Origin of the sequence: Vibrio mediterranei (assembly GCF_900088415.1) — a bacterium.
GTDB classification, from domain to species: domain Bacteria; phylum Pseudomonadota; class Gammaproteobacteria; order Enterobacterales; family Vibrionaceae; genus Vibrio; species Vibrio mediterranei.
The window spans coordinates 171699-196396 of sequence record NZ_FLLQ01000005.1 but is presented as its reverse complement, the minus strand read 5'-3'; the positions used below and the strand labels follow the sequence as shown (position 1 = coordinate 196396).

The following is a 24698-nucleotide window of genomic DNA, read 5'->3' as shown; positions in this document are numbered from 1 at the left end:
TAGGCTGCCCTCCTTTTGACTTGGGGTCCGCTATGCACAGCAAATATCCATACATTGTTGCATTGAGTATATTGACACTGGCAGGTTGCAGTTCTTCCATTCCTCCAGAAGAGCGCCAAGCGGCCCGCAAAGAGATTAATGCTACATCAGATACACTGATTAATCAGCTCAGTGAACGTTACCCTGACTTACCTGAGCGGCTTGCCTATGCTGATGGTTACGCTGCTGTTTCTATGTCTAATGTAAAGATCCCTGTTTTAGGTGGTGGTACTGGAGTTGGTGCAATCTATGACCAACGAGATGGTTCCGTAACCTATATCAACGTCAACCGATACGAAGTGGGGGCTGGCCTTTCACTAGGTACTACTCAAGCGTTGGCTATCTTCAACGATGTTTCAACATTAAAGGAATATCGCAGTGGATCTTGGGAACCTTCAGTCGGAGCTGAGTGGTTTTTAGGTGAAGATGGCCAGTTTAGCAGTATGAGCTTAGCAGGTAGAGATGAAGACGTACCTATCTATCTTATTTCTAGTTCCGGTGGTGGTGCCGTCGGTAGTGCGAAGGTAGTGTCGGTTTCGGTTAACTACGACCTAACAGAGACAGGGCTTGGAGAAAATCGAGTACCAAATAAAGAGCCTATTACTGCCAGTGATGCGCCACCTAAGAAGTGGGACCGAGCGCTGCCTTTCTATGCTCAGAATGTTATTGATAAAGGGTTTAGCTTGCCAAAGCCATTTGGTATCAGTGTGATTTATGCCGATACATTCCAACAAATGCAGCTTAATGATTTAGAAGTTGGCTTTCGTGGTTCAAACAAAGTACCGATTGACTTCGTGTCGTTTGATAACAATACCAGCCATACACAAACTCCACAGTTAAAGCTAGATGCTTGGGTATTCCCGTTTATGAATGTCTTCGCGACGGTTGGTAAAATCAGTGGTGAAGCTGATATTCAATTTACTATTGATGGGAACGACTTTATCAATCAGGCAGGTATAGATTGTTCCAAACTTGCGAATAAGCCAGTGTGTAATAGAGTAGAAGACAAAGCACTTACAGTGCCCGTTGTCGCCGATCTAAGTGGTACCAATTATACCGTTGGCACTATCCTAGCTTCAGGTTGGAAAGATTACTTCTTCACAGTTCCAATTTCGGTCTCTTATGCGGACATGCGTCGCAGTGATGCTGAAGGGTTTGTTCTTAATATCTCGCCTCGTGTTGGTAAGCAAATTCCACTTAAAGGCACTCAATCCATTGCCATTTATGCTGGGGCAACCTATCTGGATAGCCGTTTAACCATTTCGGGGTCACAACCAATCCCAGGCACCAATGAGTCTATTGATTATAAGGTTGAGCAAGAGAATATTGATAAGTGGCTGGGGTTAGTGGGTGCCAACTATAACTTCAATCGAGATTGGTCTCTTTCTATGGAGTATGGACAGAATGGAAGTAAAAAGCGTCAGTTTATTTCGAGTCTAACCCGACGCTTTTAACTGAGGTTTGCTCATCCAAAGAGGTGACGATGATTAAGCCGGATTGGATTAGATAAACTAATCGACAATCCATAAAATTATTCGTAATTAAATTACTTAAAACATTTGACCTTCGTCACGAAATGAGTAAAATTCGCTCTGTCTTTTGAAATGTTATTACATAAGGTAGAGAAAATGAACGCAGCACTTCTATCAACATTGGACACTGAAAAAACTACAGAAGTAGAAAAAGCATCAAAATCTTCAACTTCTACTCTAGGTGAGATCGCAACTATCCTAACTATGTACCTTGCGACTTCAGCTGTAGTTTTGTTACTTAGCCTAACTTGGGTTATGTAACCAGCCTTTCAAGGATTTGAAAAGTAAGCGATACTCCCTAAAGCAGTTCATGTGAGTATCGCCTAAGCCCTCCTTCTTTAAGAGCTACGGCTCAACCACAACGTACTTACCATTGCTCACCGCAAGAAACCAATTTCCTCTCGAAACAAAGTACTGTTGTCCTCTTTTATTCACTGCTGTTGCCCCTTCAGGGAGCTTTTTCACCATTTGTCCTCGTCGGTAACGCCTCTTTGGTGGCTTCTCTACGATAATGTATTTGTGCTTCTCTTTTTTGTAGTAGTGACCATCAATCAACGCATAGGTAACGCCCGCGATGGCTAGCATAACGGTGGAGTCCGGCATTCTATGTGGCTCATAGTGGCGTACAATGTGAACTTCTTTCTTATGATGTTTGTGCTTTTTCCACGGTTTGTCGAAGTGTTTATGCCAAGGGTCAGCAAAGGTAGGGGAGGAAAAAACGCTCAAGAATAAGATGAGTAATGGCGTTTTTTGGGAGAATTTTTTGTTCATGAATGACCTAAGATATGTGTGTTCTCAGGTCATTGTCTATGTATTCACGATTGTGGAGTTAACCGCCTGTCAGCAGCTGGTAGGTTTTACATGGAGCGACAATAGGTTAACTTGCTTAAATAGTTATCATGAATGTACTAAGTCTGGATGTGATTGATAGTATTGATACAACGCATCAATATCAGGGCTACACATTACGGACATAACTTGTTTTAGTGTTTCTAGAGGCCAGTTCCACCATTGCATCTCAAGCAATTTATTGATCTGATCTTCGCTGAAACGTTTTTTGATCACCGTATTATGACCAACCACAATGGTATAAGGCTCTACGTCTTTGGTGATAACCGAACGAGCGCCAATGACCGCGCCATCGCCGATTTTGACTCCAGGCATAATCATCGCTTCACTGCCAATCCACACATCGTTGCCAACGATAGTATCGCCCGCTTTCTGAAAGCCATCTTTGACATCAGTACCGAAGGTTTCTTGTGAGAATGGGAAGGTAGAAATCCAATCAAGTCGATGCCCTTGGTTGCCCGCGAGCATAAACGTTGCCCCTGACGCAAAAGAGCAAAACTTACCGATGATCAGTTTATCGATATCGGTATAAGCACCGCTTTCCCAAAATTCTCTCGTGGGTTTGTCGCCCAGTAGGTACCGAACTGCAATATCTTCGAAGCTGTTGCCGTGGTAAAAGCCAGAGTAATAGGAGTAGTCGCCAACCTGAATATTAGGGTTAGTAACCTTGTCTTTGATGACTTCACCTTGAAGCCAGTTAGGAAATGTATTCATGTCTTTCGTTCTTTTTGGTAATGACTCACAAAATCTAGCACGACCTTTAGTCGCTTCCAATGAGCTTGTTGTAGAAGTTTGTATTGCCCACTAAGTTACTTATAACAGTAGACGCAATGAAAGGTGCAAATATGAAGGGATTTCATATTAGACAAATGAATTTGGAAGAGGTGCAGTTAGCGGTCGATTGGGCGGCGGAAGAGGGCTGGAATCCAGGGCTCAATGATGCTCAGCAGTACTTCCTTGCTGACCCGTCCGGCTTCTTGCTAGGGAGTTTAGACGGTGAGCCGATAGCGTGTATCTCTGTGATCAAATATGACCACAACTTTGGCTTCTTGGGGTTTTATATCGTCAAACCAGAGTATCGGGGGAAAGGGTATGGAATACAAATTTGGCGTAAAGGAATGGCTTATTTAGAGGGTTGCAATGTTGCTTTGGATGGCGTCGTAGACCAACAGGACAACTACAAGCGCTCTGGATTTGTCTTGTCACACCGTAATATTCGCTATCAAAGCCTAACCGCATCATCGCCATATAATCAAGAGACTATCAAGCCTTTGCATAGTGTAAGTTTGGATTTAGCTCAGCATTACTTGCTCCCCTTTTTCCCGTCACATCGAGAGGCGTTCTATCAATCATGGCTGTTTCAGCCAAACAGTGTGGCTTTATATGTTGGTACACCTTCTGATATTAAAGGTATTGGGGTTATTCGGCAGTGCAAAGATGGGTATAAAATAGGACCGTTATTTGCTGACTCAATGAGTATTGCAAATAGGCTCTATACTGGACTTACTTCGAGTGTTGAGTCAGGCCAACCGGTTTTTCTAGATGTCCCTGAAACCAATAAAGCAGCACTAAAGTTGGCATCAAATCATCAAATGACCGCCTGTTTTGAGACAGCGCGCATGTATACCAAGGGCAGTCCTGATATTGCTCTTAGTAGAACCTTTGGCGTGACTTCTTTTGAAATTGGTTAGCTGCCTGAAAGCTCATGTTAAGCGGTTGGTCGTGCTTCGCTATCAGTCAGATTGTTGACCCATCGATGACTGAATACACGCCAAGTAGCGGGGAAAGCTTTGACGATCTCTTCTGATGTCATCATTAACAATACTACCGGAAACGACCAGTCAAAGAACATCGCTCCCAAAGCGGTGAGTGGTACAGCCCAGACCCACTGGCAAACAAAGTCCATATTCATACAGAATTTGTTGTCTCCGCCGCTACGCAAAATCCCCACAATCAAGGTGATGTTGATGCTGCGCATCAAGATACTCAACGCGACAATTGGGAAGCTTAGTGCCATCAAGTCGATAACTTCTAGCGATAGCGCTCCATAGAGTTTCAATATGGCAGTTTGCATTATTAGTAATAGTCCGCCGAGTACAGCGCCCAGAAGAATGGCGGATTTGAATGCCCAGCGTGCGTAAATGGTGCTGAGTCCAAACTGATTCGCACCCAAACTGTTGCCAATCATGATACCGACAGCGCTAGATAAACCATGAGCCACAGAAAGTCCAATAGACTCTAACGGCGTAATCACAGCCATAGTCGCCAGTTCGGTTTCGCCCATGCGGCCAAGAATCAAGTGGAAGGTAAAGATCCCTGCGCACCAGATAAAGGTTCCGACGACAATAGGGTAAGTAATCGTGAAAAACTTACGAACCAATGAAGGTTTAAAAGCATTGGATATATGCTTAAGGCGGAGTGCTAGTGCTGGGTATCGATAATAGATAAGAGTAATGACGGCAATAAGACGAACACTACGCGCGATCACACTGCCGATGCCTGCGCCAAGTAAACCAAGTTCTGGGGCACCAAAGTGGCCGAAGATGAGTACGTAGTTCAACGCAACGTTCAGGCCAATCTCTATGATGGACAAGTAAAGATTGATTTGCGTTTGTCCAATAGAGCGCAGTGCCGTATCCGCAGCAATGGTTAATCCTGAGAGCAGGGTTGCGACGCCCAGCAGTTGTACATATTGGCTGGAGAGTGCAAGTACCTCGCGACTTGGATTAAACAGTTGAGGGAGTAACTGCGGCGTAAAAAAGCAGATAGAGAAGCAGAGACAGGCAAATATTTGGGTCACAATAGTGCCTAATGCAAGGTTGTTCTTTAGGCCATGCTCGTCTTGTGCGCCCCAATATTGCGCAAGTAAAATCCCCATTCCGGAGCTTAATCCCCAGATAAAAACGATAGAAACCCAAAATATTCTCGCACCAATACCCGCAGCGGCGACTTCCTGAGTACCTAATTGACTGATCATTAAACTATCAACAAACCCCAAGCTGCTCATCAGTAAGCTTTGCAAAGCGATAGGCACGCCAAGCATCAAAACACGTTTGATAAATTCACTAAAGGTTTGTTGTTGCATCACTTTCTCCCTATTGTCTGCCTTATTAAACTAATGAGAATCAACATGGTATGCAATCAGTTACCTTAGATGAGGTGTCGAGTTAGTCGCATTTTTCTTATATGGAAGCGTAAACCAAAGAGGTTTTTTAATAGCTTGAGTCTAAAGAACAAAGGCAGGAGGTAAATATTGCGAGTGATATCGCTATCTTGGTGAAAATCTACTTATGATTGCACCAATATGCAGCGCACCAGAATGAGCATTGAGATTCAATTCAGTGCTGGTTTGATATAAAAGCTTTAATATTCAATTCGTTGAGTCTTCGGGATTGTAATTGTCATATCTGGCACTCTTCTTGAAATGTGAAAGTTAGACATAACTATTCATAATAGGGAGATATCCAACATGAACATGACGTTCAAACTTAAGCTTGCTGCAGTGAGTGCTTCAATGGCTCTTGTATCGGGTATGGCAGTGGCTGAGGAAGAAACGATTAAAGTCGGAGTATTGCACTCATTATCTGGCACCATGGCCATCAGTGAAACCACGCTAAAAGATACCATCTTAATGCTGGTGGAAGAACAAAACAAAAAGGGCGGTTTACTCGGGAAGCAGCTAGAAGCTGTGGTTGTCGATCCTGCTTCCAACTGGCCATTGTTTGCGGAGAAAGCTCGCGAATTAGTGGAAAAAGAAAAAGTGGATGTAGTGTTCGGTGGGTGGACATCGGTCTCTCGTAAGTCGATGTTGCCCGTTTTTGAAGAGTTAAACAGCATCTTATTTTATCCAGTGCAGTACGAAGGCGAAGAGTCTTCGAAGAATGTGTTCTACACTGGTGCCGCGCCAAACCAGCAAGCCGTTCCTGCCGTTGACTACCTGATGACCGAACTGGACGTCGAGCGTTGGGTGCTGGCAGGGACAGACTATGTTTATCCACGCACGACGAATAAGATCTTAGAAGCTTACTTAAAAGACAAAGGTGTCAGTGAGAAAGACATCATGATCAGCTACACGCCATTTGGTCATTCTGATTGGCAGTCGATTGTTTCAGACATTAAGAAGTTTGGCTCTGAGGGTAAAAAAACGGCGGTGGTTTCTACGATTAATGGCGATGCGAATGTCCCCTTTTATAAAGAGTTAGGCGCGCAAGGTGTCTCTTCGGAGGATATTCCCGTAGTCGCATTCTCAGTAGGTGAAGAAGAGCTATCTGGGATGGATACGTCGGCGTTAGTCGGGCATCTGGCAGCCTGGAACTACTTTATGAGTGTCGACACGCAGGCAAATGAAGAATTTGTAGAAACTTGGCAGAAGTTTATCGCGAGTGACAAACGAGTGACGAATGACCCAATGGAAGCACACTACATTGGTTTCAATATGTGGACTCAAGCGGTAACCAATGCGGGTACGACGGATGCAGAACAAGTTCAAGATGCGCTAATTGGTGTTTCGGTGCCAAATCTGTCTGGGGGCTACTCGACTATGCTACCTAATCACCACATTACCAAACCCGTGCTGATCGGTGAGATTCAAGACGACGGGCAGTTTGATATCGTTTGGGAAACTAAGGGTTTAGTGGCTGGTGATGCATGGTCAAACTTTTTGCCAGAATCTGCAAAGCTCTATTCTAGTTGGTCTAAACCATTTTCTTGTGGTGCGTTCAACGTCGAAACTGGTAAGTGCTCAGGAAGCGCAAACTAGTTGCTAGACGGTATGGTGTTTTCACGGTTTCTCGTGAAAGCACCTTTTAGATCTTGTCCTCAATGTATTTCAACAGAGGGCAACGCAAAGGACGCATTTCATGAAAAACATAACTCAATTATTGAAAGTGGTCGTGTTCTTAATTTTGAGTACGAATGTCGCGTTGGCAAACGTAAGTGACCGAGAGTCTTTCACAAAAGTGCTCATAGGAAAAAGCACCCCTCAAAAACAAGCAGCTATGTCTTGGCTCGTGGACCACGAACCCAGCGATGTCGCTAAATCTGTGTTAACTGCTTGGCTACATGGCAATCTGTATTATTTCAATGACAAGTCGAGTGAGCAATACCAACAATTATTTCTATCCAGCGATATCCGCAATGCGGCTCAAGTAGTCAGTGCATGGAGCGATATTACGCTCGCTGTCGAGTCTTCTCGCCAGTTCAAAAAAGTTCGGGTGAACAACAAACTACGAAGCTTAATTCGTTTAGAAATTGCCTCGCTCGGGTTGGATCATGCCGATGCAACGATTCGTTTAAATGCAGTAACAGCATTAGTTGGGCAAACCGACGATGCAGTTATCTCCCGTCTTAGACAAAGAGCCAGTATTGAAACGGAACAAGAGATTGCAAGCCTGTTGCGTCTCGCACTATCCATTGATGACGTGCTAACAGGTAACACCACTGAGCAGCGGATTGCCGCCATTGATGTTCTATCTGACTACAAACAATCGGTAGTGTTATCAACGCTTAATCAAGTGCTGAAAACGGAAACTGACGAACTCGTGCTTACTGAAGCAGAGCGCGCATTAGACCGCTATCAACAAAGTCAAAAATTCTACTCAGGGGTTGAGACGGTATTTTTCGGGCTCAGCTTAGGGTCGGTTTTGGTACTCGCAGGGATCGGGTTAGCCATCACCTTTGGTGTGATGGGTGTGATTAATATGGCGCATGGTGAGCTGATTATGATCGGTGCTTACACCACCTATGTCATGCAGCAGTTAATGCCAAACCAAATTGGTCTAGCGTTGATTCTTTCTATCCCTATGGCGTTTATTGTCTCTGGACTAGTAGGTATTGCCATTGAGCGAAGCGTCATTCGTCATCTTTATGGTCGACCACTAGAAACCTTGCTAGCGACTTTCGGGATCAGTTTGATCCTGCAGCAAGCTGTGCGCTCCATTTTCTCTCCACTTAATCGCTCAGTGAGCACACCTGATTGGATGTCAGGTGCGCTGCAAGTCAACCCAATGTTGTCACTTACCTATAACCGTCTTTACATCATTTTGTTCTGCATCATGGTGTTTATCGGCTTGGTGATGGTGCTTAAGAAAACCCCACTGGGTTTGCAGGTTCGGGCCGTATCACAAAATAGAGCTATGGCGAGAGCAATGGGCATTCGTTCCGAGAGAGTGGATGCATTGACGTTCGGGCTAGGGTCTGGAGTAGCAGGAGTGGCAGGAGTGGCGTTATCCCAGCTCACCAATGTGGGGCCGAATATGGGACAAGCCTACATCATAGACTCGTTTATGGTGGTGGTGTTCGGTGGCGTTGGTAACTTGTGGGGAACGCTCGTTGCGGGATTAAGCCTTGGCCTATTCAATAAGATCCTTGAACCTTGGGCTGGGGCGGTATTGGCCAAAATCTTGGTATTGGTATTCATCATTTTGTTCATTCAAAAACGTCCACGTGGTTTATTTCCACAGCGCGGGCGAGCGGCTGAAGGTTAAGGATAACTGACACTATGCAATCTAAATCTTTCGTTCTATCGGCATTAAGGGGGGATAGGGGTGGTCAGCTTACCATTCTGGCTCTCCTAGTTGCTGTTGTTGTCGTGCCACTGGCGAACACCTTGTTGCCAGTAGGTCACCCACTTCATGTTGAAACCTTCACCATTTCACTTATGGGTAAGTATCTCAGTTACGCCATGTTGGCACTCGCTGTGGACTTAGTCTGGGGTTATCTAGGGATTTTGAGCCTTGGGCACGGGGCTTTTTTTGCTCTAGGTGGTTATGCCATGGGCATGTACTTGATGCGTCAAATTGGTGATCGGGGTGTCTATGGTAATCCTATTTTGCCGGACTTTATGGTGTTTCTAGACTGGCAAGCTCTGCCTTGGTTTTGGCAGGGCTTTGACCAATTCTGGTTTGCTTGTTTGATGGTAGTGTTGGTTCCTGGTGCTTTGGCTTACGTGTTTGGATATCTCGCTTTCCGCTCTCGTGTGTCGGGCGTGTATTTATCCATTATGACCCAAGCTTTGACCTACGCATTAATGCTGGCTTTTTTCCGCAATGAGATGGGATTTGGTGGCAATAATGGTCTCACTGACTTTAAAGATATCTTAGGTTTTAGCTTACAGCAGGATGCCACCAAAATTGCACTATTTATGATTACTGGCATCGCTTTGGTAGTGAGTTATGTGGTCTGTCGAACCATCATTAGTAGCCGATTAGGGCGTGTTTCGATGGCGATTCGTGATACTGAGTCACGAACCCGATTTATGGGCTATGACGTTGATGGTATCAAGCTTTGGATCTTTGTGTTATCGGCAGTCATAGCTGGTGTTGCGGGCGCTTTATATGTCCCACAGGTGGGCATCATTAACCCTGGTGAGTTTGCACCTCTCAACTCCATTGAAGTGGTTGTCTGGGTTGCCATTGGCGGTCGCGCTACCTTGTTCGGTGCCATTGTAGGGGCATTGGTGATCAACTATGCAAAGAGTTGGTTTACGGTCGAGTTTCCAGAAGTGTGGTTGTTTGCGTTGGGTGGGTTGTTTGTCCTCTCAACGATGTATTTCCCTAAAGGTTTGATTGGCTTCTTCTCCGACAAAGTTCAACAAATCCGCAAAAAGGCATCTAACCCGAAAACTAAGGCAGAGGAGGTCACAGTATGACGACGCTGCATCGAGCCCAACAACTGAAAAGCTCAGTTCAAGAATTGACTCGTCGAGACGAAGTGTTCTCTTTTTTAAAACCGGATCATCACCCCCTAATTGATACTCGTCATAACGTCCTTCTGTACGTGGAAGGGGTCAACAAAAGCTTTGACGGGTTTAAGGCCATCAACGATCTCAACCTATATATCAAAGAGGGGGAGTTACGTTGCATCATTGGTCCCAATGGTGCGGGAAAAACCACCATGATGGACATCATCACGGGCAAAACGAAGCCAGACACAGGGCAAGTCTGGTTGGGCTCTAATATTAACTTGTTAAAAATGAACGAGTCTGAAATTGCCAATGCAGGCGTTGGTAGAAAGTTCCAAAAACCGACCGTTATTGAATGTCTAACCGTCTGGCAGAACTTAGAGTTGGCTATGTCCGGCGTTCGCGGGGTTTGGGGGACGTTTGTTGCCAAACTGTCTGGCGAGCAAAAGGACAAGTTAGAGTCAGTCTTGACGCTGATTCATTTGCAAGCTCACTCCACGCTGACGGCTGGTAACTTGTCTCATGGACAAAAGCAATGGTTAGAGATCGGCATGTTGCTGATGCAAAACCCTAAGTTGTTGCTGGTGGATGAGCCTGTAGCAGGCATGACTCATCAAGAAATGGATCGCACCTCGGAGCTATTGAACTCGCTGGCGGGTAAACACTCGGTGGTCGTGGTAGAGCATGATATGGATTTTGTTCGCTCTATTGCCAGCCACGTAACTGTGCTCCATCAAGGACATGTCTTGGCGGAAGGAACCATGGATCAAGTGCAATCTCATCCAGAAGTAAAACAAGTGTATTTAGGGGAATAATATGTTGCAGATCCAGTCAGTGAACCAGTTTTATGGTGAAAGTCATACCTTGTGGGATTTGGATATGTCGATTCCGAAGGGTAAGTGCACCGTGCTGATGGGACGAAATGGCGTGGGTAAAACCACCTTACTTCAGTGTGTTATGGGGCTTGTGAAAGTCTCAAGCGGAGATATTCAATTAAACGGAGAGTCGCTACTTAAGCATGACGCAGAATCTCGACCTCGTATGGGTATTGGTTATGTTCCTCAAGGTCGACAAATCTTTCCCATGTTGACCGTTCAAGAAAACCTTGAAGTTGGTCTGCCGATTCGTGAAAAAGGCGATAGACGCATTCCTGAATTTATCTTCGATTTGTTCCCAGTGTTAAAAGAGATGCTACATCGTCGCGGTGGCGACTTATCGGGTGGTCAGCAGCAACAGCTAGCTATTGGTAGAGCTTTGGTCGTTAATCCAAAACTGTTGATTCTCGATGAACCTACCGAAGGCATACAGCCCAATATCGTCCAGGAGATTGGTGACATCATTAGAATGTTGAATGAAAAGCTTGGCCTAACAGTATTGCTGGTGGAGCAAAAACTGCCTTTTGCCAGAAAAGTTGGAGACCAATTCTGCATTCTGGATCGTGGCAGGCAAGTTGCGGCGGGTGAGATGTCGACCTTAGACGACTCGTTAATCAAGGAGTACCTAACAGTATGAATGCACCAGCGACAAATCAGAAAGAAATGGGTGTCAATCCAAGTACGGCGCTTCAGGGTTCGCTTGGACAAGTAATAGACGCTCACACTCAATTCGGTTGGAAAGCGAGTCTCGACTTAACCTTTATTGATCGCGGCGATAAAACGGTATTAAAACACCGCTCTCAACAAGGTCCACTTGCCATTCAGCGCCCTCTGTATCCAGAGGGCAACCCTTGTCATACTTACTTGCTCCATCCACCCGGAGGAGTCGTTGGTGGAGATACTCTACAGATCAGTGTGCATGCCATTCAAGGTGCCAAATCACTTATTACCACCCCAGGCGCGACCAAATTTTATCGTTCGGAATCTAAATACGCCAAGCAAAAGCAGACATTGCATGTTGCTAGCGGCTCTCGCTTGGAGTGGCTACCGCAAGAGAACATCTTTTTTTCTGATGCACACGTTCGTCTTGATACCGAAATCCATTTGGAGCGTGGTGCACAGTTTTTGGGCTGGGAAATGCACTGTTTTGGGCGGCCTGCACTAAATGAGGGATATAGTGCAGGTCATTTGCTTGGAAAAACAGAGGTTTATCTTGATAAGCAGTTGCTACTGACTGAAGGTTTGAATGTTCGTGGTAATGATAAGTTATTGAAAAATAGAGGCTTATTGAATTATCAAATGATGGGGACGGTTTACATTTCAATTGATGATGAGGATTTTTACCAATTGGTACAGACCTTGCTCAATAACATGCAACAAGAACACAAAGAAGGTGCAGTGTTGATTGCTGCGAGCCAGTTGGAAAATTTACTGGTTATTCGTGCATTGGGAAACTGGAGCGAAGTGATCTTGGCGTGCTTCGAAAAGATCTGGCAGTTGGTTCGCGAGCATTGGACTGGTGACTGTCCTGAGCCTCCAAGAATCTGGGCAACTTGATCGAAATTCAATATTCACAACATAAGGTTATTAAATGGAATTAACCCCAAGAGAGAAGGACAAACTGCTGATTTTTTGCGCCGGAATGTTGGCAAAACAGCGTAAAGAGAAAGGGCTAAAGCTTAATTATCCTGAATCGGTAGCGTTTATTTCAAGTGCGATTTTAGAAGGGGCACGTGAAGGAAAAACTGTCTCAGAACTAATGGATTTCGGACGCACTTTACTCACATCTGACCAAGTTATGGAAGGGGTACCTTCGATGATTCCTGATGTGCAAGTTGAAGCCACGTTCCCTGATGGGACTAAGCTTGTCACCGTCCACGAACCAATTGTTTAGGGGGACTTATGGCAGCGCCTAAAGCAAATTACTCTGGCTTTGTCCCGGGACAAATTGAAACCGCAAAAGGTGATATTGAGCTCAATGCGGGGCGAGATACCGTAACGGTGACCGTCGAAAACCTTGGTGACCGTCCGGTTCAGATAGGTTCTCACTACCATTTCTACGAAGTTAACAATGCACTCAGCTTTGATCGCGAAGCGACGCGAGGATTTCGTTTAAACATTGCCGCCGGTACAGCAACGCGTTTTGAACCCGGACAATCACGCACAGTGGAGCTGGTTGCCTTTGCGGGTAAACGCGAAGTCTACGGATTTCAAGGTAAGGTCATGGGCAGTCTATAAGACGCCTAACTCAAAACAACAAGGAAGAATAATGGCGAGTATTTCTAGGCAAGCCTATGCAGAGATGTTTGGTCCTACGGTGGGTGACCGAGTTCGTTTAGCGGATACTGATCTTTGGTTAGAAGTAGAAAAAGATCTCACGGTATACGGTGATGAAGTTAAGTTTGGCGGTGGCAAAGTCATTCGTGATGGCATGGGGCAAAGTCAATTGCCTAGCAGTCAAACGCCAGACCTCGTTATCACAAACGCACTGATCCTCGACTATTGGGGGATCGTTAAAGCCGATGTGGCGGTGAAAAATGGCCGTATCGCAGCGATTGGTAAAGCGGGAAATCCCGACGTTCAGCCCGGTGTAGATATTATTGTTGGCCCCGGAACCGAAGTGTTAGCAGGAGAAGGTTCAATACTTACTGCTGGAGGCATTGATTCACATATCCACTTTATCTGTCCGCAACAAATCGAAGAAGCGCTTGCATCTGGTGTTACTACTATGATCGGCGGCGGTACCGGGCCGAATACTGGTACTAACGCGACAACTTGTACACCGGGCCCTTGGAATATGCATCGTATGTTGGAGTCCCTTGACCAATTCCCAATGAATTTTGGTTTGCTAGGAAAAGGCAATGCCAGTCAGCCAGAGGCATTACGTGAGCAGGTAGCCGCAGGTGCGGTTGGCTTAAAACTGCATGAAGACTGGGGAACCACACCTGCTTCTATTGACACTTGTTTGAGCGTCGCGGATGAGATGGATGTACAAGTGGCGATTCACACCGACACATTGAATGAATCGGGCTTTGTTGAATCTACGCTTGGGGCGATTGGTGACCGAGTTATTCATACCTATCACACTGAAGGGGCGGGTGGTGGTCATGCACCAGATATCATTAAGGCGGCAGGAAAGTCTAACGTGCTGCCTTCGTCTACCAATCCAACCAGGCCTTATACCGTAAATACAGTGGATGAACATCTGGACATGTTGATGGTGTGCCATCACCTTTCCCCTTCGATCGCAGAAGATGTTGCCTTCGCTGAGTCGCGTATCCGCCGCGAAACGATTGCTGCGGAAGACATTCTTCACGATCTTGGGGCGTTCTCTATGATCGCCTCAGATTCACAAGCGATGGGACGAGTTGGCGAGGTGATTACTCGCACATGGCAGACCGCGCATAAGATGAAAGTACAACGTGGAAGTTTGCCGCAAGATTCAAGCTATAGCGATAACTTCCGACTAAAACGTTATGTCGCCAAATACACCATTAACCCAGCTATTACCCATGGCATGGCTCATGAAATTGGCTCAATTGAAGTGGGTAAGTTGGCTGATTTGGTGCTTTGGAAACCGGCTTTCTTTGGAGTTAAGCCAAGCGTCATTCTCAAAGGAGGCATGATTGCGATGGCTCCAATGGGTGACCCTAACGCCTCTATTCCTACCCCTCAACCTGTTCACTATCGTTCGATGTTTGGTAGTTACGGAAAGGCTTCTCAGCACACGTCGATGTTGTTTGTATCTCAAGCGGCACAAAATGCTGGAATAGCTGAGGAACTCGGATTGGGCAGCCTCATCGGTGTTGCTAAACAGTGTCGCACCATCAGTAAGGCTGACATGAAGCTGAATGATTGGCAGCCAAATATTGAAGTAGACTCCCAGACCTATCAAGTCCGAGCGGATGGCGAATTGTTGGTCTGTGAACCAGCGGATGTACTGCCAATGGCGCAGCGCTACTTCTTATTTTAATAAAAAACAGATAGTTAAGCATTGAGGACAACACAGTGATAGAGCTAGTAGAAATTACCCAACAACCCACGACTCGGCCTCATGCCTTCTTGAGTTTGCCAATTGACAGTCGAATCAAGAGTCGTTTGAAAGTGATTCTCGATGACGGTCGTGATGCAGGATTGTTTTTGCCCAGAGGTCACATTCTGCGTGGTGGTGAGCAATTAAAAAGCCGCTGCGGCTTAGTGGTAGAGGTTAAAGCAGCGCCGGAAAAAGTCTCTTCAATCTATTGTAGTGACCTACATCTGCTAACCCGCGTCGCTTATCACCTAGGCAACCGACATGTCCCACTACAAGTCGAGTTTGGTTGGGTTCGTTACCAACACGACCATGTGCTGGATGAAATGGTAGAAGGGTTAGGTGCAACCGTTTCAGTAGAGCTTGCTCCGTTCGAACCCGAAGGTGGGGCGTACGGTGGCAAGAGTGGCGGCCATCACCATCATCACTAATTAATACCTAATTAAGCCCAATAACAAGAAAAGGAATATTCAATGAAATCAAAGTTCGCCAATTCAGTTTTCAAGACAACAACAGCACTATCGTTTTTAACCCCAGCGTTTGCTTTTGCTCATCCGGGTCACAACTCAATGGCATTCACCAGCGGTTTGCTGCACCCCATCACTGGTGTTGATCACCTTATTATGCTTGTTGCTTTCGGTTTATTGGTTGGCTGTTTAACGGTAAATAAAGCTCAGAAGGTCGGCTTACTTGTGGGAGCATTGATAACTCTTATGGCTGGTTTACTCGCCGGGAAATGGTTTGGTCTAGTCTCTGGTGTCGAGATGGCCATTGTCGCCTCTCTGTTTGTCGTTAGTGCGGCCATCTGGCAAGTATTTAGCGCATCGCAGCAAATGGTGAAGCTGGCTGTCGGTTTGTGTATCGGCATGATGTTCTTTCACGGCTACGCTCACGGCGTTGAAGCGCAAGGCACGCTTGGTCAGTTTTCTATGGGAATGGCGATGGGTGCGACGGTGTTAATGGCTGTCGGAATTCAAATTGGCCATTTAGTCGCTTCACGTTGGATGGCGGTTGGTGTTGCGGCGCTGAGTTCTGCGTTCTTAATGGCATCTTAATGTATGGCCTCGAACGCAGCGGAAGATGACGCGATAGTGTCAGACAAAGGCACACCCAATGCAGAGGTTGTTAGTGGAGATGTCTCTAGTTACCGACTTTTTCAGCTAATAAGCCCATCACTGCCGATTGGCGGGTTTACATACTCGCAAGGATTAGAGTGGGCGGTAGAGGCGTGCTGGGTGACTAATCGTGAGTCAATGGAAACTTGGTTAGCCAACATGCTGTTTAACAGTGTTGCTACGTTGGAACTGCCCATCATTGAACGTTTGTATGCGGCGGTAGAGTCAAAAGATAGCGAACAAATACTGCGACTTACTGAACGCCTCTACAGCAGTCGAGAAACCAAAGAGTTACGGGCAGAAGAGAAGCAACGTGGCCTTGCTTTGAATACGTTACTCAAGCGTCTGGAAGTTGAACTACCAGATATTGAACTCAGTGACTACCCAGCGACACAGCTTCTCGGACTATGCCTCGCTGCGGTGTACTGGAATATCGAGTTAACCGACTTAAAAAAAGGCTACCTATGGAGCTGGGCCGAAAACTTGGTGATGGCTGGCGTTAAACTGGTACCACTAGGTCAGACCGATGGACAGTTGGCACTTATCAATTTATCAAACCATTTTGCTGAAACATTAGCAATTGCACAGGCGACCGAAGAGTGGATGATTGGCAGCTTCACTCCTGCGGTATCCATCGCCAGCAGCCTACACGAAACACAATATACCAGGCTGTTTCGTTCTTAGACGAAACAGCGGAGGAGATAGGAAAGACTATGGAAAGTTACAAACAACCGTTACGAATTGGCATTGGCGGTCCTGTTGGCTCGGGCAAAACAGCGCTACTAGAAGTACTCTGTAAGGCGATTCGCGATAAGTTACATATCGCTGTAGTAACCAATGACATTTATACCCAAGAAGATGCAAAGATCCTGACACGAGCAGAAGCACTGGAACCCGATAGAATTATTGGTGTAGAGACCGGTGGTTGCCCCCACACAGCAATCCGAGAAGACGCGTCGATGAATCTTGCGGCGGTGGAGGAGTTGGCAAAGCGCCACAAAAATCTTGATGTGGTCTTTGTTGAAAGTGGTGGCGATAATTTGAGTGCGACTTTTAGCCCAGAGCTTGCAGACCTTACAATCTACGTTATTGATGTCGCGGAGGGAGAAAAAATTCCCCGTAAAGGCGGCCCTGGTATTACGCGTTCAGATCTATTAGTTATCAATAAGATTGACCTTGCCCCCTATGTTGGAGCTTCACTTGAAGTGATGGAACAAGACACGCAAAGAATGCGTCCTGTGAAGCCTTATGTGTTCACTAACCTTAAAGAGAGCAAGGGGCTAGATACCATCATCGATTTCATTTTAACAGAGGGTATGCTTGAGTTTCATAGTTAAGAATTCGCTCCCTTAACCACGAACCGCAAAACGAAAATCCCGCATTATTGAGAGTTGTGACTTACACTTCTGATAGTTAGCTTCTCTAGCGGGATTTTTATGATACAAGCAAAATTGATGGTCTGGATTACGGCTCTGATTTTTTTTGGTTACGGTGTCTTGTTTACACTCTCTCCCAACACTCTATTCGAACGCGTCACTGATAGCGCTCTATTTTCTTATTCTGCCAGCATTGATGTTCGCGCAACATACGGAGGTATGTCTGTCGCAGTCGGTATCATTCTCATTCTGCTCGTCATAAAAAATGAAACACTGAAAGTGTCGGTGGTCGCTTCCACGCTGTTGGCGGGCTTTATGGCGCTAGCTCGCACGGTTGGTATCGCAATCGAGTCTCAACCCAACGACACCATGCTGCTGTACCTACTTGCAGAATCCTTTTTCACGCTATGGGGAGTATTTATTCTTTGGAAGCTGCCAAAGCGGAGGTTTTACTTTAAATAGTTGCGCATAATAAGGAGAGTCTTAGCTCTCCTTATTATGCTAACTTTCAGTTGGTGGGCGTTAGTTTCAAATGGCAACTGAATCGTTTACCTATTTGATGATCACTGACGCTCAGCTGCAACAAACGCAATCTCAACCAGCAAGTTAGGGTCTGCGAGCTCTACTTTCACACATGCTCGACTTGGTGCAGTGCCTTCAGCAAACCATTCATCCCATACTTCGTTAAATGCATCAAAATTGGCAAAGTCAGTAAGAAAGATGGTGGCGGATAGAATGCGTGATTTATCACTGTTCATCTGCGTTAACATCTGTTCTGCTTGTTCGAAAATCTGTTGTGTCTGACCTTTTACGTCGGCAGAGGTGTCCGCTTCTGCGACTTCCACAAAGTGACCGATTCCATTAAATACAGTGATATCAGACCAACGTTTACTTGGGTTTATTCTATTGATTGTCATGGTTTTTTCTCATATCAAAAAGACGTTGTATTGTACTTTAAAGTTACAAGTAGGCTAAGGTAATTTCCTGCCACTTATTATTTCCAATAATACCGATGACTTGATTTACAAAGGCATCCGGAAGGTTGAAGTCGTTGCCTGTTTGTAACAATGGGACGAGTGTATCGAGAGAGCTTTGATTCGCTTGTAGTTGCTCGTCGAGCGTTTGCCAGAACGCGGGACCTTTAACATAAAACAACGGGTAATATTGCATGTCGTTCTCGATGGATACTTTTTTACCCGCTTCTATCAATCCTACATTTCCAAGGTGCTGAAACTCTTTCGATGCCTTTTCCCAGTTTTTGACGGGCGAAGGCTTGTTGCTCAAGTCGGTAAATTGTAGGGATTTGATAGCGTAATATTCAGCTAACCCCTCTTCAGCCCATACGGGTAATGAGCGAGACCCCATGAAATGAACGGACTCATGGGCTGTCACTTTTGCAAGATGAAACATACTGTCCTTGGCAAAAGCCCCCTTGTCAGTGAGCACATTGCTTAAGAGGATATTGTGTCCAGCCGCGCCTGAAACATTTCGTTGGTTTTTGTCTTTAGAGAAATAGATGAGCTGCCACTGATGTGGTTGTTTGTCATTAAAGACAGTGCTCAGATAATTCAGCTGATGTGTTAAGTTTTGCAACCATGAACCGTTGGATTTTAGTAACGGCAAGGCATTACTTTTCACTACGACGGTAGAAGAACCGATATTCATACGCTCATAAGGCATACCCCAAACCACAAAAAGAGGCGGCTGATCTGAGTTAGGCATTGCGCTGCAGAAGTTGTTTGGGTCGCAAACTTCAATGTCTTGCCCTTGAATGGTGGGCAGTGAGTTCCATTCGCTCAAAAAGTGCCAGCCTTCATTTGGCTCATAGGTATTAACTTGTTGTGCAGGTTCAAATTCGTCCGATGTTTTTACTTCAAATCTGACAATCCAGGAAATTTGGCGACAGGAAATAGGAGAGTCAAAACTGACGGTTGTACTTTGTCCACTGTTTGAGAGGCACTGGATGTCAGGGACATCTGACGAGCTGGTGGTTCGTGGCTTGGAAAGTTGGAATGTTCCAATGTCAGAGGTATCCGTCTGAATCGTAACTTGCTTTGAGTCGGCGTCGTGAGTAGTTATTTGATACTTAACTGCGGCATGAGTAGAGAAGGAGAGCCACGCTAAGGTGACAATAAGTGAGCGTATCATTTTGAAGTCCCATTGTTTTTTTAAATGGGACTATCTAAGGCTATTTTGGTTCAGTCAGATTGACTAAAAGATACAATGTTTAGCGTAATCACTCGCTTCGTTCGCTGTCCAGTCGCCTTTTGGTTTTTCTTTCATGTCTTTACACCACGCTTCGCTGCCGACTTCAGTGCAAGCCATCAGCGGCAAAGTGAGCAAAAACATCAATACGATTTTCTTCATCATTCCCTCGTTTTTCTGAAGATGCCAGATTGAAAGGGATTGTAACTCAAAAAACAAAGGTAAGTCATGCTTGGGTCACTGTGGTTGCAGTAACAATACGTTTGTACCGAACTGTGAAAGATGATTACATTACAAATCACTAGACGACTGGTCTAATTGTTTGTATGGTAGCGGTATGAATGCAAAAACAAACGAATCAAGACAGCATATCCTTGATGTGGGGTATCAGTTAATACTATCGAAAGGCTTTACTGCGGTGGGCTTGTCGGAGTTATTGAAAGCAGCAGATGTACCGAAAGGGTCTTTTTATCATTACTTTAAGTCTAAAGAGCACTTCGGAGAAGTTTTGATTGCCTCTTATTTTGAAGGCTATATGGAACGTATTGAAGCTCTGTTCTGTAGTGAAAACGGCACCGGTTATGAACGTTTAATGAGCTATTTTAATCGCTGGCTTGATGTTGAATCAGGACGCTGCAATGCCCATAAATGCTTAGTAGTTAAATTAGGTGCTGAAGTCTCTGATTTGTCTGAAACCATGCGTTCGGAGCTACTGACTGGAGCGGAGCGAATCGTTGCAGCAATTGCAAAGTGTATTGAGTTAGGTACCGAGGATGGCTCTATTGCTGTTCAAGATAGCTTAAGCACTGCCAGTACCCTCTACCAGCAATGGTTAGGTGCAAGTCTGCTGAGTAAGCTCAGCCAAGACACGGCACAGTTAAGGGTAGCACTATCAATGACCGAGCAGCTGTTAAAGCATAAGTAATTAATTTATAGCCTGTTTATACAACAGGTTTTTTTATCAAACAAAACTAGACGACTGGTCTAATATTAAGAGCAAAGGAACAAAAGGGAATCAAGATGTCACAAGAAAATAACCGAAGAATTGTCTTAGCTTCACGCCCTGTGGGTGCACCAGTAAACGAGAACTTCCGTTTGGAGTCGGCGGTAATTCCTGAGCCAAAAGATGGGGAAATGCTATTGAGAGCGATTTATCTATCTCTTGACCCTTACATGCGAGGTCGAATGAGTGCTGCAGAGTCGTATGCGGATCCGGTTGCCTTAGATGAGGTCATGGTGGGCGCAACGGTTTGTCAGGTTGAGCAATCAAACCATGAAAACTTTGAGCAAGGTGAGTGGGTTTTGGCTTATACAGGGTGGCAAGATTACGCAATCTCTAATGGTGAAGGGCTAGTGAAACTGGGTAAGAATCCAAGTCATCCTTCATTTGCACTTGGTATAATGGGTATGCCTGGTTTTACCGCTTACATGGGCCTTTTGGATATTGGTCAACCTAAAGCGGGTGACACTGTGGTTGTGGCTGCCGCAACTGGGCCAGTTGGTGCAACGGTAGGTCAAATCGCGAAACTTAAAGGTTGCAAAGTCGTCGGTATTGCGGGCGGTGCCGAGAAGTGTCAGCACGCAAAAGAGGTACTGGGTTTTGATGAGTGTTTAGACCATAAATCAGATGACCTGGCGCAGCAACTTGCTGAAGCTTGCGGTGATGGCATCGATGTCTATTTCGAAAACGTTGGTGGTAAAGTATTCGATGCGGTGTTGCCATTGTTAAATACGGGTGCGCGCATCCCTGTATGTGGTTTGATTTCTCAATACAATGTAACGTCATTACCTGAAGGGCCTGATCGCATGTCAATGTTGGTAGCAACTTTGCTGATTAAGCGAATCAAGATGCAAGGCTTCATCATTTTTGATGACTACGCACACCGTTATGATGAGTTTGCATCTCAGATGGGACAATGGCTTGCAGAAGGTAAAATCAAGTATAAAGAACACCTAGTTGATGGTTTTGAAAATACACCAGAAGCTTTTATGGGCTTATTGGAAGGTAAAAACTTCGGTAAACTGGTTATCAAGATGAACGAGTCGAAATAATCGTTCGGCAATCAGATATGGTATCTAGCGCCTCTCATATTAGAGGCGCTATTTCATTGGAGCAAGACAAGGTAAACTAGGCTCAATCAGTAACTGCCACGTTTACGGTATTTTCAATGCACATTGATGCTTCTCGCTCCAGTCGATATTCCACTCTACTATTCAAAGCCTTACTGAAACGAATTGATGTCGATGCTATTACTTGTATTGGGCCGCTATCGCTAACCAATTCAAATTTCCATTTTGATACAGAAAAGCTTCAGCGTTATAAGGACTATTTCGGCTTTAGCAAAGGCTCCGTACCATTACCGTTTCTATTTGTTGCCACTCAAAATGAGCAATTGCAACTGTTCACTCATCCAAATACTTCTATTCGCCCTCTAGGGTTAGTTCATACCTATATAGAGTTTGAGCAGTTTGATGCGCTCGACGGTGAACAAAGTTACGAGTTTCAATTGGAGTTACAAGCAGAGCGAAAAACTGACCGTGGATTGAGTTTTGAATTGCATGGAGCTTTTTATCGCTCAGGGCAGATGATTGCGAGGTATCGATCTGGTTACTTGATGCCGACTAAACGAAAAAACGTGAGATCCAAAAATACTCCTCCTATGCTGTCGACTCCGTTGCCTGAGCTATCCACGTTTACTGTTATTGTCAGCCAAGCACGCGAGTACGCAAAACTATCGGGAGACTATAATCCAATTCATCTAGCTCGATGGTCAGCTAGACTGTTTGGATTTAATAGGCCGATCATTCATGGGATGTATATGGTGGCTAAACTTTTGACAACTGGAGCCGATTCAACCGCTCTTCGTAATGTGGGTTTTGCATTCAAGAAGCCGATTTTAATGCCAACGGAAGTACAAGTGGTTCAAGATAAAGAACAAATCTTATGTATTAACAGCGAAGGAAAATGCTTTATTGAAATGGTGCTTAACAAGACATGTAAATAGTCAATGTTAGTATTGATAGTAGCGACATTAACATACAATAACAGACAATAAACCGAGTAGACTTTTTGTAGCATAGCGTTCCCCATGTTGTATTCGGAAAAACTGGTATGGTACGCCGCATTGTGTTGCTCATTGTTCTTATCGCAACTAGCTTTACTGTGTTTGCGATAGAAAAATCTGTCAAAGAAGAAAATCATAAGGCTGATGAATGGAAAGGTGATGTTGACGTTACGTTTGCGGGTTGGACTGAGCACTTAACGTCTACGGGCAGAAACCAAGATAACTACATCGTTGGTGTTCGATACAAAAGATGGGAAGCATTTACGCTACTAAACAGTTTTGATACGCGTTCGTATATCTTGTCTTACCACCCTCAGTTCGACTGGACGCCTTGGGCAAAAGTTGGCATAAGATTGGGGGGGATTACAGGATACACAAAAGAGCAGAACAGCGTACAGCTTGGTGGTATCACTCCCGTTGTTGCTCCGACTCTAACATTACATTATAAGCATTTGGGATTTGAAACTGCCCTGTTTACAGATGTGTTGGTATTCTCTCTGAAAGTAATGATTTAAGTGGAGCGCTTGCTCCACTTTTTCAGGTGATATTCTTTTTCAGCGCCAGTGGATTTAGCGTGCCGCTTCAAAAGCCAGAGCTTTTTTCTCAACTTGTCTAAAGATCAAAGTAAGAATGCCATTTACCCCAAGATAGAAAAGCCCTGCCACGCTAAAGACGACGAGTGTATCGTAAGTTTGAGCATTGATACGCTGTGCGTAGCCCATGATATCCATGATAGTGATGGTACTGGCCAGCGATGTGCCTTTAAATACTAAGATCACTTCATTCGAGTAAGCAGGGATCGCTCGGCGAATCGCAAACGGAAGCAAGACACGTAGCGTTGCTTTCATATCCATCCCTAGTGCACGACATGCCTGCCATTGACCTGATGGAATCGCATTGAACGCGCCTTTAAATAGTTGAGTACTGTACGCCGCGGTGTTAAGTGCAAGGGCAAGCATGGCACAGAACCAAGGTTGGCTTAGCCATGCCCACAAAAAACTTTCTCTAATGACTTCAAACTGCCCCGGTCCGTAGTAGACCAGAAAGATCTGAACCAATAGCGGTGTACCAGTAAAAAGAGTGATGATACCACGCGTTAGCCAGTGAACTACTGGCGTTCGAAGAATCAAGCTAAGTGTCATCAGCAACGCAAGTAGGCAGCCTACGATTAGTGCTACAACAGTAAGCTGTAGGCTTGTTTGCAAGCCATCGACCATTTGCCAAACATGTTGTTGATTCATGCTGTGACTCCTTTGCTACCGACGGCCATTTCTTTTGAGGAGAACTTTTTATCTAGTACTTTTACTGCTTTTTGAGTAATCAATGTGATGACAAGATAAATCGCCGCTGCGGTCGCATACCAAGTAAACGCTTCATGTGTCGCCGCAGAGGTTAATTGTGCTTGTTTCATTAAGTCTGTAACGCCAATTAGTGAGACTAAAGCAGTATCTTTTAATAGTACGAGCCACTGATTGGTGAGTCCGGGTAGGGCATGCTTAACCGCTTGTGGCAGCACTATTCTAAAGAAAACACGTGCGCGACTTAGGCCTAATGCACTGCCAGCTTCTCGCTGGCCACTGGGTACTGCCTTTAGTGCTCCACGAATGGTTTGTGCTGCATAAGAGGCAAAAATCAACGAGAGTGCGATGACACCTGCTAAGAACGGGCTAACCTCAATGAAATCTCCCGTAATCAAAAACAAGACTTGTGTAGAACCAAAGAAGATAAACAGAACGACTAGAAGTTCTGGCAAGCCACGAATAATGGTGACAATTGCCGTGGTTGGCCAAGAGATGATTTTGTGACGAGACATCTCGCCACCAGCAAAAATGATCGCCAGTACTAAGCCAACCAAAAGGCTGACGAAAGCAAGTTGGATGGTTACCCAACTTGCCTGTACGAGTGACGCTGAGTAACCCGTTAAACCCATA

General features: G+C 45.2%; 29 protein-coding genes. 21 read left to right on the top strand and 8 right to left on the bottom strand.

From position 1 onward, the window contains the following. Window positions 1-32 precede the first annotated feature (32 nt). Window positions 33-1493 (top strand): lipid-binding SYLF domain-containing protein, encoded by a 1461-nt coding sequence (locus tag VME0621_RS15840; RefSeq protein ID WP_062458440.1) that lies wholly within the window; start codon window positions 33-35, stop codon window positions 1491-1493. A gap of 174 nt (window positions 1494-1667) precedes the next feature. Then, window positions 1668-1832 (top strand): hypothetical protein, encoded by a 165-nt coding sequence (locus tag VME0621_RS26640; protein ID WP_156020246.1) that lies wholly within the window; start codon window positions 1668-1670, stop codon window positions 1830-1832. Window positions 1833-1916: 84 nt separating this feature from the next. Here VME0621_RS26640 and VME0621_RS15835 read toward each other — a convergent pair whose 3' ends face one another. Both VME0621_RS15835 and VME0621_RS15830 read right to left on the bottom strand, forming a co-directional pair. After that, window positions 1917-2342, bottom strand: coding sequence for a DUF6515 family protein (locus VME0621_RS15835; protein WP_062458438.1), 426 nt, complete (start codon window positions 2340-2342; stop codon window positions 1917-1919). A gap of 126 nt (window positions 2343-2468) precedes the next feature. Next, window positions 2469-3134, bottom strand: a complete 666-nt coding sequence (locus VME0621_RS15830) for a CatB-related O-acetyltransferase (RefSeq protein WP_062458436.1) — start codon at window positions 3132-3134, stop codon at window positions 2469-2471. Window positions 3135-3265: 131 nt separating this feature from the next. Here VME0621_RS15830 and VME0621_RS15825 point away from each other — a divergent pair, with 131 nt between their 5' ends. Then, window positions 3266-4111 (top strand): GNAT family N-acetyltransferase, encoded by an 846-nt coding sequence (locus VME0621_RS15825; RefSeq protein ID WP_231892955.1) that lies wholly within the window; start codon window positions 3266-3268, stop codon window positions 4109-4111. A 17-nt stretch (window positions 4112-4128) separates the two neighbouring features. Here VME0621_RS15825 and VME0621_RS15820 read toward each other — a convergent pair whose 3' ends face one another. After that, window positions 4129-5505, bottom strand: a complete 1377-nt coding sequence (locus tag VME0621_RS15820; RefSeq protein ID WP_062458423.1) for an MATE family efflux transporter — start codon at window positions 5503-5505, stop codon at window positions 4129-4131. A 384-nt stretch (window positions 5506-5889) separates the two neighbouring features. Here VME0621_RS15820 and urtA point away from each other — a divergent pair, with 384 nt between their 5' ends. The 14 genes from urtA to VME0621_RS15750 all read left to right on the top strand — a co-directional run bounded on the left by urtA (window position 5890) and on the right by VME0621_RS15750 (window position 17959). Next, window positions 5890-7179 (top strand): urea ABC transporter substrate-binding protein, encoded by a 1290-nt coding sequence (gene urtA / locus VME0621_RS15815; protein ID WP_062458420.1) that lies wholly within the window; start codon window positions 5890-5892, stop codon window positions 7177-7179. A 100-nt stretch (window positions 7180-7279) separates the two neighbouring features. Next, window positions 7280-8905, top strand: a complete 1626-nt coding sequence (urtB, locus tag VME0621_RS15810) for an urea ABC transporter permease subunit UrtB (RefSeq protein ID WP_062458416.1) — start codon at window positions 7280-7282, stop codon at window positions 8903-8905. 14 nt (window positions 8906-8919) lie between these two features. Then, window positions 8920-10068 (top strand): urea ABC transporter permease subunit UrtC, encoded by a 1149-nt coding sequence (urtC, locus tag VME0621_RS15805; RefSeq protein WP_062458413.1) that lies wholly within the window; start codon window positions 8920-8922, stop codon window positions 10066-10068. Beyond that, window positions 10065-10916 (top strand): urea ABC transporter ATP-binding protein UrtD, encoded by an 852-nt coding sequence (urtD, locus tag VME0621_RS15800; RefSeq protein ID WP_006074655.1) that lies wholly within the window; start codon window positions 10065-10067, stop codon window positions 10914-10916. The genes urtC and urtD overlap by 4 nt, the downstream gene beginning before the upstream one ends. A 1-nt stretch (window position 10917) precedes the next feature. Beyond that, window positions 10918-11613, top strand: coding sequence for an urea ABC transporter ATP-binding subunit UrtE (gene urtE, locus VME0621_RS15795; protein WP_062458410.1), 696 nt, complete (start codon window positions 10918-10920; stop codon window positions 11611-11613). Beyond that, window positions 11610-12533, top strand: coding sequence for an urease accessory protein UreD (locus VME0621_RS15790; RefSeq protein ID WP_172427845.1), 924 nt, complete (start codon window positions 11610-11612; stop codon window positions 12531-12533). The genes urtE and VME0621_RS15790 overlap by 4 nt, the downstream gene beginning before the upstream one ends. Before the next feature lie 34 nt (window positions 12534-12567). Further along, window positions 12568-12870: an urease subunit gamma gene (ureA, locus tag VME0621_RS15785; protein ID WP_006074658.1), complete on the top strand. Its 303-nt coding sequence runs from the start codon at window positions 12568-12570 to the stop codon at window positions 12868-12870. A gap of 8 nt (window positions 12871-12878) precedes the next feature. Continuing rightward, window positions 12879-13214 (top strand): urease subunit beta, encoded by a 336-nt coding sequence (locus VME0621_RS15780; protein ID WP_038227201.1) that lies wholly within the window; start codon window positions 12879-12881, stop codon window positions 13212-13214. 31 nt (window positions 13215-13245) lie between these two features. Further along, a complete protein-coding gene (gene ureC, locus VME0621_RS15775; RefSeq protein WP_062458408.1) occupies window positions 13246-14949 on the top strand; it encodes an urease subunit alpha in 1704 nt (567 codons plus the stop codon). A gap of 35 nt (window positions 14950-14984) precedes the next feature. Next, window positions 14985-15437, top strand: a complete 453-nt coding sequence (gene ureE / locus VME0621_RS15770; RefSeq protein WP_038227199.1) for an urease accessory protein UreE — start codon at window positions 14985-14987, stop codon at window positions 15435-15437. A gap of 42 nt (window positions 15438-15479) precedes the next feature. Continuing rightward, window positions 15480-16061: a HupE/UreJ family protein gene (locus tag VME0621_RS15765; protein WP_062458406.1), complete on the top strand. Its 582-nt coding sequence runs from the start codon at window positions 15480-15482 to the stop codon at window positions 16059-16061. A 3-nt stretch (window positions 16062-16064) separates the two neighbouring features. Further along, window positions 16065-16805, top strand: coding sequence for an urease accessory protein UreF (locus tag VME0621_RS15760; protein ID WP_231892954.1), 741 nt, complete (start codon window positions 16065-16067; stop codon window positions 16803-16805). A 29-nt stretch (window positions 16806-16834) separates the two neighbouring features. Continuing rightward, window positions 16835-17458 carry an urease accessory protein UreG gene (gene ureG, locus VME0621_RS15755; RefSeq protein ID WP_006074664.1) on the top strand — a complete coding sequence of 208 codons (624 nt, stop codon included), beginning with the start codon at window positions 16835-16837 and terminating at the stop codon, window positions 17456-17458. A gap of 99 nt (window positions 17459-17557) precedes the next feature. Further along, on the top strand, window positions 17558-17959 hold the full coding sequence (locus VME0621_RS15750; RefSeq protein WP_062458403.1) for a DUF4345 domain-containing protein: 402 nt from the start codon (window positions 17558-17560) through the stop codon (window positions 17957-17959). Window positions 17960-18060: 101 nt separating this feature from the next. Here the strand turns inward: VME0621_RS15750 and VME0621_RS15745 are convergent, their stop codons facing one another. From VME0621_RS15745 to VME0621_RS26195, 3 genes are all read right to left on the bottom strand, one after another. After that, complete coding sequence (locus VME0621_RS15745) at window positions 18061-18414, bottom strand: RidA family protein (protein WP_006074666.1); 354 nt, start codon at window positions 18412-18414, stop codon at window positions 18061-18063. Between the two features lie 43 nt (window positions 18415-18457). Continuing rightward, window positions 18458-19645 (bottom strand): hypothetical protein, encoded by a 1188-nt coding sequence (locus VME0621_RS15740; RefSeq protein ID WP_062458401.1) that lies wholly within the window; start codon window positions 19643-19645, stop codon window positions 18458-18460. A 63-nt stretch (window positions 19646-19708) separates the two neighbouring features. Further along, on the bottom strand, window positions 19709-19864 hold the full coding sequence (locus tag VME0621_RS26195; protein WP_006074668.1) for a DUF3012 domain-containing protein: 156 nt from the start codon (window positions 19862-19864) through the stop codon (window positions 19709-19711). 175 nt (window positions 19865-20039) lie between these two features. Between VME0621_RS26195 and VME0621_RS15735 the strand changes: the two genes are divergently transcribed. The 4 genes from VME0621_RS15735 to VME0621_RS26840 all read left to right on the top strand — a co-directional run bounded on the left by VME0621_RS15735 (window position 20040) and on the right by VME0621_RS26840 (window position 23282). Then, window positions 20040-20627 carry a TetR/AcrR family transcriptional regulator gene (locus VME0621_RS15735; protein WP_062458399.1) on the top strand — a complete coding sequence of 196 codons (588 nt, stop codon included), beginning with the start codon at window positions 20040-20042 and terminating at the stop codon, window positions 20625-20627. A gap of 95 nt (window positions 20628-20722) precedes the next feature. Continuing rightward, on the top strand, window positions 20723-21754 hold the full coding sequence (gene curA, locus VME0621_RS15730) for an NADPH-dependent curcumin/dihydrocurcumin reductase (RefSeq protein ID WP_062458396.1): 1032 nt from the start codon (window positions 20723-20725) through the stop codon (window positions 21752-21754). Between the two features lie 116 nt (window positions 21755-21870). After that, window positions 21871-22707: a MaoC family dehydratase gene (locus tag VME0621_RS15725; protein ID WP_062458393.1), complete on the top strand. Its 837-nt coding sequence runs from the start codon at window positions 21871-21873 to the stop codon at window positions 22705-22707. A gap of 107 nt (window positions 22708-22814) precedes the next feature. Further along, the gene (locus tag VME0621_RS26840; RefSeq protein ID WP_197498262.1) at window positions 22815-23282 is read left to right on the top strand and encodes a hypothetical protein; all 468 of its coding nucleotides are present in this window, start codon (window positions 22815-22817) and stop codon (window positions 23280-23282) included. Window positions 23283-23336: 54 nt separating this feature from the next. Here VME0621_RS26840 and artM read toward each other — a convergent pair whose 3' ends face one another. Together artM and artQ are read right to left on the bottom strand one after the other, a co-directional pair. Further along, window positions 23337-24008 (bottom strand): arginine ABC transporter permease ArtM, encoded by a 672-nt coding sequence (gene artM, locus VME0621_RS15715; protein ID WP_062458390.1) that lies wholly within the window; start codon window positions 24006-24008, stop codon window positions 23337-23339. Next, window positions 24005-24697, bottom strand: coding sequence for an arginine ABC transporter permease ArtQ (gene artQ / locus VME0621_RS15710; protein WP_038227185.1), 693 nt, complete (start codon window positions 24695-24697; stop codon window positions 24005-24007). Before artQ ends, artM begins: the two co-directional genes overlap by 4 nt. Between the last annotated feature and the right edge of the window lies 1 nt (window position 24698).